The sequence below is a fragment of the Barnesiella sp. An22 genome, assembly GCF_002159975.1.
Lineage (GTDB): Bacteria > Bacteroidota > Bacteroidia > Bacteroidales > Barnesiellaceae > Barnesiella > Barnesiella merdigallinarum.
The window spans coordinates 129,804-141,356 of the sequence record NZ_NFJR01000007.1 but is presented as its reverse complement, the minus strand read 5'-3'; the positions used below and the strand labels follow the sequence as shown (position 1 = coordinate 141,356).

The following is an 11,553-nucleotide window of genomic DNA, read 5'->3' as shown; positions in this document are numbered from 1 at the left end:
CCCCTCCACACTCACTCTCACGCATTCATTCTCTCATTGTGACCATCTGGCGTAATCCAAACAAAAAAGGATGACCCTTTAAAGTCTTTGACTTTTGGGTCACCCTCTCGTCATATATAAAGAGAGGTAAGGATTACTCGACGATGAATTTACCGGTGTGCATCCTCTCGTCAACCTTGTAGAGGGCGAGGTAGGCTCCCTTCTTCAGGTACGAGGTGTCGATGGTGCATTGGTCGATTTGCTTCATGAGCATCTGACCGGTGAGGTCGTAGATGTTCAGCTCCGAGGCACAGCCTTGAGCCAGGCGTATCTTTTCGCCCTGCTTCACCACCGAGGGGATGAGGTTGCCGGTCTCGGTGTGGCTCTCGACCGGGACGATGGCCGACTCGACCTGAATTTGGGCCTGGCCTTTCAGTTTGATGTCGCGCGACGAGAATCCCAGTTCGATGTTGTAATCTCCGTTGTCGACTACGAAATTCTTGCGGTTCACGTCGTAGTACGAGAAGGCGTCTTTCGTCAGGTAGAGGGTGATGGTCTGCTCTTCATCGGGTTCGAGGTAGACCTTGCGGTAGTTCTTCAGCTCCCGGATGGGACGCTCCACAGGGCTGCTTCCGTTTTTGCCCACATAGAGTTGAACCACCTGGGCTCCGGCCCGCGAGCCGGTATTCTTGAGGGTGCACGATACTTCGAGCAGATGGTCGTCGTCGGCCGACTCTGCAATCTGCATGTCAGAGAGTTCGAAGGTGGTGTAGGAGAGACCGAACCCGAAGGGGTATTGCACTTCGGTGCCCGCCTTGTCGTAACCGCGGTAGCCCATCATAACGCCCTCGGTAAAGTTTACCTGCTTCGTGCCGTTGTCGTAGTAGCTGTTGTAGCAGGGGTTGTCCTCCCACCGTTTTTCGAAGGTGACAGGCAGTTTGCCCGAGGGGTTGCACAGACCGAACAGTACCTCGGCCATGGCCGTGCCGGCCTCCTGACCGCCGTACCAGCCCCACACGAGGCCCTTCATGCCGGGTTCCCACTCTTGCATCTCCACGTTACCGCCGGCGTTGACCACGCCAATCATCGGCTTGCTGCTTTTCTGGGCAGCCAGCACGAGGTCTTTCACATCCTGAGGCAGCCCGAAGGAGCGGTCGCCCGCCTCGGCTTCGCTGCTCGAGTTGTGGCCGATGAAGGCTACGATTACGTCGGCCTTGTCCAGCTCTTCGCGGAACCGGTCTTCGTCGCCCGCCTTCAACCAGGCCAGGTCGATGCAGGCACCGCCGCCCTGCTGGAAGTAGTCGAGTTGTATGGCATAGCTCTTGCCCGCCTCGAAGTGCATGGTGTAGCGGCTTTCGCGGGTGGAGCCGGCCTGAAATTCGTCGATGACGGTAGCGCCGTTGAGCATCAGCCGATAGCCGTCGTCACCCTTCACGATGATGGTATAGTCGCCGGTCTCTATGGGACGGATCTCGCCGGTCCATTTTACCGAGAAGTAGTTCTTGTTCACCTCGGTGAGGTCGGTCCCGGCCGTCCACTCAAACCCGATGCGCGGGTCTACGCGGGTAGCTACGGGTGTACCCTCGAGCTTCTCGTTGTTGTAGTATTGTCCGGTAAGGCCGTGTTCGCTTGAGCCGGGAGCGGCATAGAGCACATCCTCCATGTGGTCGTAGAGGTCGACGAGGTTCACCTCGATGCCCTGCTCGGCGGCCAGTGTCTTGAGACCGTCGAAATAGGATACGTAGTGGAAGGGACGCACCAGACCGCTACCGCCGCCGGCCGCATAGATGGTGGCGTTGTTGCCGATGACGGCAATGCGTTTGACGGTGGCGGGGTTCAAGGGCAGGATGTCCGACTCGTTCTTGAGCAGGACGATACCCTCGCGGGCAATCTCGAGAGCCGTCTGTGCCGTCTCGGGGTTGTCGAGGGGGATGCTGGGGTCGAGCTGTTCGCGGTCGAAGAAGCCGAAGCCAATCATCGTTTGCAGAATATGTTTCACCTTGAGGTCGATTTCACTCATCTCTATCTCGCCCGTAGCGAGGTATTTGCGCAGGTCCTCTTCGTTTTCGATTTCATTGCCGGCCATCTCCAGGTCGAGCCCGTTCTTCACGGCCGGGATGCAGTTGTGGGTCGAGCCCCAGTCCGACATGACGAGTCCGTTGAAGCCCCACTGCTCGCGCAGCACCTCTTTGAGCAGCCAGGGGTTTTCGGTGGTCCAGGTCCCGTTGAGCAGGTTGTAGCTGCTCATTACGGCACCCACCTCGGCATTCTGCACGGCCGACTTGAAGGCCGGGAAATAGATTTCGTGCAGGGTGCGCTCGTCGATGTTGGAGCTCACGTAGTTGCGGTCGTACTCCTGGAAGTTGGCGGCAAAGTGCTTGATGACACCCATTACCCCGTTGGCCTGTAATCCTTTGATATAGTCGGTCGAGGTGTTGGCCGCCAGCAGGGGGTCTTCGCCCATGTATTCGAAGTTTCGGCCCGAGTAGGGAGCTCTGATGATGTTCACGGCAGGTCCCAGCAGAATGTTCACTCCGCGGGCCTTGCAGTCCTGGGCCAGAGCGGCCCCGTAGGCATAGGCCATGTCGGGGTTCCAGGTGGCGGCCAGCAGCAGGGCGCAGGGATAGGCGGTCGAGGGGCCCCAGGTGCCTACGCCTTGCGGGCCGTCGGACATTTTGATGGCCGGAACGTCCAGCCGGGGAATGGCCCGGGTGTACATCCAGTCTACACCGCCTATGTAGGTGAGGCGTTCTTTGACGGTCATGTTTTTCAATATCTCTTCGGCCCGTTTTTCAACTTCGGGAGTGAACCACGATTGGGCGAAAGAGGGGGTGGCCAGCGAGAGCAGCAAGGCTGCCAGCGACCATTTGTATTTCGATAGTTTCATGGTGTTGCTGTTTATTTGACGATTAGTTTTTGAGTTTGAGTGGTGGCGTCGTCGCCTGCCGATATGATGTAGGCTCCGGCAGGAAGGGCAATTTCGTGGTACGAGTCGGCCGTCGTTCCCTGAGCGGCGAGGGTGCCCGACAGGGTGTACACGCTATATTTTACGGGGTGGGGTTGGGCCTGGCGTATGGCGATGGAACCTTGCCCCGAGACGATAGTTACCGTTTCTCCTTCGATACTCTCGATACCCGACCCGTCGGATTCCCGGCCGAAAATCTGGAACTTGAGCAACTGGATGTCGCTCGCCCCGTTGTTGGCCTCGACATCGAGCAGGATGCGGGTGAAGGCCATGGGCGACGATACCGCATATTTGAGGGTCGAGTAACGGGTGGGGAAGTAGGCGTCGGTCTGGCGATCGAGCTCGATCCAGCCCACCTCGTCGTTATAGGCGTTGAGAATCCATTTGCGGGGGTCGCGGTCGGGGTGGTCGTAGGAGCTCGAGAGAGCATACGAGTCGATGGTGCAGGGCTTGTCGAGCTCGATCTCCACGTAGAAGCTGGTGGCTCCGTGGGCATAGTATTTGGTGCTCATGTTGCGGTCGAAGAGGCGGTAGAACTCCTCGCTGAAGTTGTCGCCCGATTCGCCGGTGGGGTATCCCGTCACATGTGTTTCGATGTCGAGGCCTTCGGTCAGGTCGGCCGGGAAGTTCTGTTCGCCGGTAGCCGTGTAGGGCAGACCGAAGAGCTGCCATTCGGCCATCTGCAGGCCCTCGGCCTGAGCCTCGAGTTTGTAGTATTGTGCGGCATTTGTGGTGGCACTGCCCGGGGTTTGGGTAATCTCGTAGAGAGTAGCTCCGTCGAGGTCGGTCGCCGTGTTGTAGGAGAGTTCCTTCCACGACGAGCCGTCGGTCGAGCTGTACAGTTTCCAGCTGTCGGTGTCGATTTCGCTGTCGATGCCGGCCGAGAGCAGGAATCCGGTGAGCAGTACCGGAACCTCGCACTTGGCCACTACCTCGGCGTTCGAGCCCTCGGGCACGAAGCTGGTATACTCGTCGTTGTCGGTGAGCAGGGCGAGGGTGGTGTTGCTCTGGGGCGATGTAATGGTAGCCCCGTCGGTGAAGTCGAAGGGATAGGCCATTCGCACGATTTCGGGTCGTTCGATGGTCTGGGTCGTGGTGCATATCTCGAACTTGTCGAGGTTGGGCCCGTTGTCCTCATGCAGCCCGAAGGTGATGGTATTTTTCCCCTTGTCGAGGTAGATGAGGGTCGATACCATCGACGTGGGCGGGTTGTCCCAGTTGGGCGAGTCGAGGGTGCGGATGATGCTCTTCGCGTAGTGGTTGACCTGGATGGTGAGAGCCCGGCTCGACCCCATCGAATAGACTTTCAGTTCGTAGGTCCCCTCCTCGGGTATCTCTACATCGTTGAACCGCAGGTATGAGTTGGCTGCCAGGTCGAAGTCGCCGATATATTTCCCGCCCGAGAGCCCGTCGACCGAACTGCCGTCGGTCGGTTTCACCTTGAGGTTGCCGAAGAGTTGGGCCGTCTCGGCTTCGAGTACGATAGGAAATTCGCCGGGGGTGGGCAGCTCGACATCGGTTGTGATGATTTCAAATTTGTCGAGGTTGGGCCCGCCGTTTCCCTGAGGGGTGATTTTGATGGTGTTTTTCCCCTTGTCCATGTAGATGTAGGTGCTCATGGTGTTGGTGGGAGGATTGTCCCACCCGGGGGTGGTGTTGGTTACAGTCGAGATGAACTCGGAGTAGTTGTTGACCTTGATGGCAATCGAGCGGTTCTGCATGCTCATGTAGTAGGTCTTGAACTCGTAGGTGCCGGTTTCGGGGACCTCGACGTTGGTAAATACAATCGAGCTGCCGGGGTCGTTGTCGCCTACATATTTTCCACCGGAGAGTCCGGCTACGGTAGTGCCGTTGGTGGGTTTCACTTTTGCTGGTAATGTGATGATACCATCTTCCGCCTCGAGGGATACAAGCACCTCCTGTGCCTGTACCCACGAAGCCGACAAGATGGTAAATCCCAGCGACATCAGTCGCAGGGATTTACAAATTCTGTCTTTCATGATAAGTTAAAAATATGTGTTAGAGCTTTACAGTTACGCCTTTTTTCAAAGAGCCCGAGCCTTTGTAAACTTTCCCGTTCATCATGAGTTCTACGTTTACGGCTTTGATCTCTTTTTCGATTTTGCGTTTACCCTCTTTCGAGGCCAGTTTTACATCGACGGTATTGCCTTTCTTCTCGGCCGAGAAGGTCATGAGGCTGTAATCGCCGCACTGGAAGTCCCAGCCGTCGCCGGCATCCCAGTAGAGCTGTCCCTGGGCCTTGCCGTTTTCGTCGAGACAAACGAGCAGGGTAAGGGGTTCGAACGAGTTTTCGGTCGTGCTTTGTACCACCCGGCCGGCCGGAATGATGCTGCCACCCTTGATTTTCAGCTCGGCCTGGTATTTGTCGCTGTATTCACCCTCGATGAGCGTCACACGCTCCCAGATGCCGTAGGGCAGCACGGGGTTCTCGGCAAAGGCTGGAACAACCAGCAGGTTGTCGCCCAGCAGGAAGGCCTGTTGCTCGCTGCGCAGGCGCAGGTCTTGCGGGTCGGCAAAGAAGACGGGAGCCATTACGGGCAGGCCCGTTTGGTGTGCCTCGTAGAAGAGGGTGTAGAGGTAGGGCAACAGGCGGTAGCGGCGTTCGATGGCGATGCGCGAGGTGTTCTCTACGGCTTCGCCGAAGGCCCAGGGCTCCTTGTCGTTGGTGCCGGCGCAGGCGTGACCGCGGGCGAAGGGGAGGAAGGTGCCGAATCCGATCCAGCTGGCAAAGAGGTCGGCATCGGTGTTATTGAGGAAACCGCCTATGTCGGGACCGCTGAAGGGTTGGCCCGAGAGACCCAGGGTGAGCGACATGGGCACCGAGAGTTTCAGGTGGTCCCAGCCGGCCCAGTTGTCGCCTGTCCAGGTAGCCGCATAGCGTTGATAACCCAGCAGACCGGCACGCGAGAGAAGGAAGGGGCGTTTCTCGGGGTTCACCCGCATGATGCCTTCGTAAGAGGCCTCGACCATCAGTCGGCCATAGGCGTTGTGGTAGAGCAGGTGAGGACCGGCAGGCAGATTGCCGCCGCCCCGGTGAGGCGTGTCGTAGGGCATGGTTCCGATGCGTTCGGCCTCGGGGATGTCGTCGTCGGTCACGGCCGGTTCGTTCATGTCGTTCCATACGCCGTCGATACCCTTGGCCAGGAAGTCCTTGTAGAGGTCGGCCCACCAGTCGCGAGCCTCGGGCATGGTGAAGTCGGGGAAGGCGCAGTAGCCGGGCCATACCTTACCCTGGTAGGTTTCGCCGTTGGGGCGTTTCACCCACACGTCGTTGGCCGTACCCGACTGATAGACGTGGTAGTTCTCGTCGACCTTGGCTCCCGGGTCTATCATGTAGACCGCCTTGAAACCCTTTTGGTGCAACTCTTCGTTGAGCGCCTTGGGGTCGGGGAAGTTGGTCTCGTTGAAGGTGAAGATGCGGTAGCCGTCCATGTAGTCGATGTCCATCCAGATGACGTCGCAGGGGATGTGGCGGTTGCGGAAGTTATCGGCAATCTCGCGTACCTTCTGCTCGCTGCCGTAGGAGAAACGGCATTGGTGGTATCCCAGAGTCCAGCGGGCCGGCATGGTGATGGTACCGGTCAGTTCGGCCAGACCCTTGAGTACGGCCTTGGGCGACTCGCGGTCGATGATGAAGATGCGGAAGAGAGCACCCTCGGTGTTGAATTCGATTTTGTCGGAGTTGGTGGTGAGTTCGGCTTTCCACGAGGTATCGAAGAGGATACCGAATGCGGTACCGTCGCGGCGTACGCCCATCACCCAGGGGTGCGACTGGTAGAGGCGTTTGCCGCCGTCTACGCCGTAGGCCCCGGTATCGGTGTTCCACAACTTGATGTATTGTCCGTTACGCAACAGCGGGCCGGTGACTTCGCCGCCGCCGTAGAGACTGATTTCGCCCGTGAGGCTGAGCGAGGCGCAGGCTTTGCCGTCGACCAGGGTAAACTGGGGCACCAGTTCCCAATCGGCCGGGGTGGCCCCTTGAGTCGTGGGTTCCTCTTTGAGGATGAGCGACGGAGTCTTGGTCTGGTCGAAGCCTTGCGGAATAAATTCGACGATGTTTTCGCCCACAAGCGACGATTGCGCGATGGCCACATTTTCGGCTCGAGCACCCAGTACTCCGGCCGCGCACAGGGCTCCTATGAGCAGTTTGTTCAGATTCATGGATAAAAGTTTTTAGTTATTAGTTTACTGCGAGTTTGGCATAAAGTTCGACAATGGCACCCTGGTCGAGAATGTCGCCGGGGTTATCGGTAATCTCGTTTCCGCTGAATTGCTTGAAGAAGAGCCCCGTCTCGGCATCGCGGGTGTACTTCCAGGCGTGGTCGAGCGATTTGCGGATGGCCAGCATGTAGGTGCCGTTGCTCTCGACCTTGTTCAGTTCGAGGAATCCGCGCACCATGATGGCGTTGAACCAGCGCTTGCCATCCTTGAGGATGCGGAACTGTTCGCCCGAGTAGTTGGATACGAAATTCTCGAAGAAGTAGTTGTAGCAAGCCTCGGCCAGCAGTTTGGCATCGGTGAGGTATTGGGCGTCGCCGGTGGCGTTGTAGAGCAGTACGGCGGCCTGGAGCATCTGCCCCGAGTTGTAGGAGAACTTGCTGGTCTCTACGGTACCGTCGATTTTGATGCAGTCCCAGTAGAGGTAGTCGGCGGGGTCTTGCAGTTTCGATTTCACCCATTTGTAGACCTCTTTACCGGTCTCGAGATACGAGGGGTCGTTGGTCACCTGGTAGAGCTTGAGAGCCAACACGACGGCCGGGGCGTTCGAGCAGGTGTTTTTCGAATCGCGGGGCGACTCTTTCCAGTAGATACCGCCGCCCAGGGCATCGTCTTTGCCGGTGAGCACAAAGTTCCACACGCTCTTGGCATAGTCGAGGTACCAGTTGTCTTTGGTCTTGGAGTAGAGGTCGGTGAGGTCGATGCCTACCCAGATGGCATCGTCGTAGAGCCGCTCGTCGTGGTCGTTGACGAAGCAGCCGAAGCACATGGGCTCTTTCGTGGTGTTGTAGTATTCGAGCAGGGTGCGCTTGAGCTGGCTCTCGTAGGTGGTGCGGAAGTCGACGTTGTCGGTGTTTTGCACAATGGCGTTGAAGCCCGAGAGTACGCCGCCCAGACCCCACAGATAGGCGTGGCTGTTGTAGTCGGGGCTGTTGGGCTCGTCGTGCGTACCCAGCGTGTTGGGGTAGGTACCGAACATCAATCCAACCCGTTCGCTCCAGTAGTATTTGAAGATATTGGCAAAGGTCGTTTCGGCCCGGCTCATGTACTCTTCGTTGATGCTACCCGGCTCGTTGGGCTTGATGGCTTTGATGGGAGCATCTTCGCTTTTGCAGCAGGTGAGCAGCACTAAAAGGAAGATGAGAAGTAACGAATTTCTTTTCATGATGTGTGTTGAAGATTTAATAGTTGGGAAACAAATGCACCGACCCGGCGAGAGTGCTTCTCTCCCCCCAAGCCGGTGCGTTTGCCGGATTTATTGCTTTTCAAACTTGATTTCCATCTTCTCGGTGTCGAGGGTAATCTTGTAGAGACCGGCCTGCTCGGCGGTAATCTTCCACTTGTAGTCGGGTTGTTCGCCCGGAGTTACCTGCACGTCGGTGCTCTCGATCGAACCGTCGGCTACGAGCGGTTTGAAGGTGGTGCCGTTGAATTCGCGTTGAGCCAGAATCTTCAGTTCTCCCTCCTGCAAAGCCCCTTGATAGGTAAAGATGTTGGGGTTGAGGTTGTCGGGGGTCATGGCAACGAGTTTTTCCAAATCCCATTGAGCGGCGGTGGCGCTACCTACGAGGTAGAGGTTTTCGTAGAGCAGCTTCTTGTACGAGATGCTCATCTCTTTGAGCGAGATGTAGATGTAGTACAATCCGGGATCGCTTATCTGGAAGTACTCGTCGGGGTCGCTCTCGGTCGTGCGTTTCACGAGCGTGCTGTTGTCGGCCCCCTTGTTGTACGAGGGCAGAGCTACGCCCGGCGTGGTGATAAACTTGAATCCGCCGGCGGTGAGTTGTCCCTTCCAGTTGTAGAGACGTCCGTTGGAGAGCTCGGTCATCTTGTCGGCATTGTTGAGGTCGGTGCCGCCAGGGGTAGCCGAGCCGGTGATGTAGAGCGCTTGCGAGCGGGGTATGTAGGTAGTTACCTGCACGGTGGTATAGGCAATCTCGGGATATTGGAATTTGGGACCGTTGACACGGGCAGCTACACGGGCTTCGACCGATACCGGTTCGCCGGCCGTCTTACCCCACTTCTCGACGATGAGGTCGTAGAGTTGCGACGAGGTGTAGCTCACCGATTCGTTGGCACCGAGGGTTACCACGTCGGTAGCCGACTGGAATTCGTTGTCGGCGATGTCGATCTGGAACAGATAGTCGAAGGTGTATTCCGGGCCCAGGCTGGTAGCCTCGTTCCAGGAGAAAGAGAGGATGACGTCGTCGGGGGCGTCCTGGTTGAGCGTGACCGATTGGGCCGAGGCTTCCAGTTTCAGTTGGGTTCTCTCGATGGCCTTGTCGTCGTCCTTGTCGCAAGCGACAAAGGCGAAGACAAAGAGCAGAGAGAATAATAGATGATATATTGTTTTCATATCGGTATTATACATTTAGAGTTCGGAAAAAAGAGTTTACCATTTGGGCAATTGTCTGAGGTTGGGGTTCTTGTCGAGCTGGTTCTGGTGAATGGGGAACCAGTAGTTTTTCTCGCTGAAGGCGCGGGTAATCTCGACGCGACGTTTGAAGTAGGCGTTCTCGTTGTTCTTGTCGCAGCTCTTCTCGGTACCGAACTTGTTCATGCCGTAGTAGTCGCCCCGCAGAATGTCGATCTGTTTCCAGCGGCGGATGTCGTCGAAGCGGATGGCATACTCGCAGTTGAACTCGACGCGGCGTTCGCGGTGGATAGCCTCACGCATGGCAGCCTGGTCGCTCGGTGCGGGAATCTTGTCGAACCCGTTGCTGTCCTTGCCCGTACCGTATTGGGGAATGCCGGCACGCTCTCTCACGAGGTTTACGTATTTGAGAATCTCGTCTTTCTGGGAGGGATCCCACTCGTTCAGCGCCTCGGCATAGTTCAGGTAAGCCTCGGCCAGACGGCAGATGATACCGGGACGATAGGGAATCGTGTAGTTGAGGATGTTGGTCTCGGGGTGTACCCGTTTTCTCAGCAGGTAACCGGTCTGGGGAGCATCCCAGAGCGAGCCCGATGCGGGACGTCCGTCCTCGCCCATGTAGTAGAAGTCGACGTAGCGGTTGTCCTGACGATACCAGGCACCGTTGTAGAGTACCGATACATAGAAACGGGGTTCGCGGTTGACATACATGTTGAAGGTACCGGCCGGAGCTACCGTGTTTTCGGTATTGGAGCTCTTGGCATCCTTGTCACCTTCGATCCATTTGGTTTTCCGCACGTCGGGTTCGGTAGAGAAACCGCTCTCGTTGTAGCCCGAAGCCTGGTTGATGATGGGCTCGCCGTTGGGCTCATAACCGGTAATGGCGGGCAGACCGTTGCTCATGAAGAAGGCATCGACCAGCTCCTGGGTAACACCCAGACCGCCCTGGCCACGCGAGCCACGGGGTACGGCGTGTTGCGAGTAGAGGTCGGCACTCACGTCGGGACGGGGGAAGAGAATCTCCTTGTTGCCTTGGTTGAACTCTTTGTAGCACATGTTCGAGTAGCTCATGAAGGGGTCGATCGAACCGTCTTCGTTATACTCGTAGTAGAGGTGGTATCCGTTGGCTTCGGCCTCGTCGATGAGCTCTTTGCAGGCTTTCACGGCTCTTTCCCACTTGGTGGGGTCGTAGGTCGAGTTGAAGATGTTCTGGCCTTTGTTGTTCTGGTAGGCGGCATAGTCGGGGTCGTCGTTGCCGTTTACCAGCGGGCTGGCGGCAAAGAGCAGCATGCGGGCGCGGATGGCCAGAGCCATAATCGAGGTGGCGTGACCGTAGTTACGATCTTCGGTATAGACGGCCGGCAGTTGCTTGGCTACCTCCTGAAACTCGGTATCGAGCCAGTTGATGACATCGTCGTAGGGAGTCTGGCCGATGAGAATATCTTCGGTAGGAGCATTCACGTCGGTAAGCCAGGTTTGCAGAGGTATGGCACCGTAGGTGTTTACCAGCAGGTAATAGTAGTAGGCGATGAGGAAACGGGCCTCGGCCTTCATGTTGTCGACATCTTCCTGATATACCTGTTGCTCGGGCAGAGCCTTCACGTTGTTGATGAAGATATAGGCACTGCGGATGCGCACGGGGAAGTCGCTCCAGAAGTTACCTTTCCATTCGCTTTGGGGAGTCCAGTTGCCCAGAATCTTGTCGATACAGTCCCAGTCGGCAAAAGCACGCCAGTCTTGCGAGGGCGAGAAGTCGTCGGCATAGGCATCGTAGTTACGCATCATGGGGGTATAGGGGTCGGGTATACCGTCGTAAATACCGGCGAGCCACTCCTCGGTACGGTTTTTACTGTTGAATACCATTTCCAAGGTCAAAATATCGTCGGGCGCATTGTCCAGGTAGTCGGTACAAGAGGTAACCGAGAAGAGCCCGATGATAGCCAATGTATATTTAACAATCGTATGTTTCATGATTTTTTGTTTCCTTTTCTGTTTT

6 protein-coding genes are annotated in these 11,553 nt (G+C 56.9%); all 6 read right to left on the bottom strand.

Translation table 11 applies throughout. The features are described 5' to 3' along the window. Window positions 1–133: 133 nt before the first annotated feature. On the bottom strand, window positions 134–2,866 hold the full coding sequence (locus tag B5F38_RS08930) for a glycoside hydrolase family 3 C-terminal domain-containing protein (protein ID WP_087408944.1): 2,733 nt from the start codon (window positions 2,864–2,866) through the stop codon (window positions 134–136). Between the two features lie 11 nt (window positions 2,867–2,877). Continuing rightward, entirely contained in the window at window positions 2,878–4,944 is a 2,067-nt protein-coding gene (locus tag B5F38_RS08925; protein WP_087408943.1) for a T9SS type A sorting domain-containing protein, read from the bottom strand. A 19-nt stretch (window positions 4,945–4,963) separates the two neighbouring features. Then, complete coding sequence (locus tag B5F38_RS08920) at window positions 4,964–7,126, bottom strand: TIM-barrel domain-containing protein (RefSeq protein ID WP_087408942.1); 2,163 nt, start codon at window positions 7,124–7,126, stop codon at window positions 4,964–4,966. Between the two features lie 19 nt (window positions 7,127–7,145). Further along, a complete protein-coding gene (locus B5F38_RS08915; RefSeq protein WP_087408941.1) occupies window positions 7,146–8,348 on the bottom strand; it encodes a glycoside hydrolase family 76 protein in 1,203 nt (400 codons plus the stop codon). Between the two features lie 90 nt (window positions 8,349–8,438). Then, a complete protein-coding gene (locus tag B5F38_RS08910; RefSeq protein WP_158096862.1) occupies window positions 8,439–9,539 on the bottom strand; it encodes a SusF/SusE family outer membrane protein in 1,101 nt (366 codons plus the stop codon). Between the two features lie 36 nt (window positions 9,540–9,575). After that, a complete protein-coding gene (locus B5F38_RS08905) occupies window positions 9,576–11,528 on the bottom strand; it encodes a RagB/SusD family nutrient uptake outer membrane protein (RefSeq protein ID WP_087408939.1) in 1,953 nt (650 codons plus the stop codon). Window positions 11,529–11,553: the final 25 nt, after the last annotated feature.

Coding starts and splice junctions, on each gene's coding strand:
- B5F38_RS08930 (WP_087408944.1), bottom strand. CDS start 2,866: ATGAAACTATCGAAATACAAATGGTCGCTGGCAGCCTTGCTGCTCTCG.
- B5F38_RS08925 (WP_087408943.1), bottom strand. CDS start 4,944: ATGAAAGACAGAATTTGTAAATCCCTGCGACTGATGTCGCTGGGATTT.
- B5F38_RS08920 (WP_087408942.1), bottom strand. CDS start 7,126: ATGAATCTGAACAAACTGCTCATAGGAGCCCTGTGCGCGGCCGGAGTA.
- B5F38_RS08915 (WP_087408941.1), bottom strand. CDS start 8,348: ATGAAAAGAAATTCGTTACTTCTCATCTTCCTTTTAGTGCTGCTCACC.
- B5F38_RS08910 (WP_158096862.1), bottom strand. CDS start 9,539: ATGAAAACAATATATCATCTATTATTCTCTCTGCTCTTTGTCTTCGCC.
- B5F38_RS08905 (WP_087408939.1), bottom strand. CDS start 11,528: ATGAAACATACGATTGTTAAATATACATTGGCTATCATCGGGCTCTTC.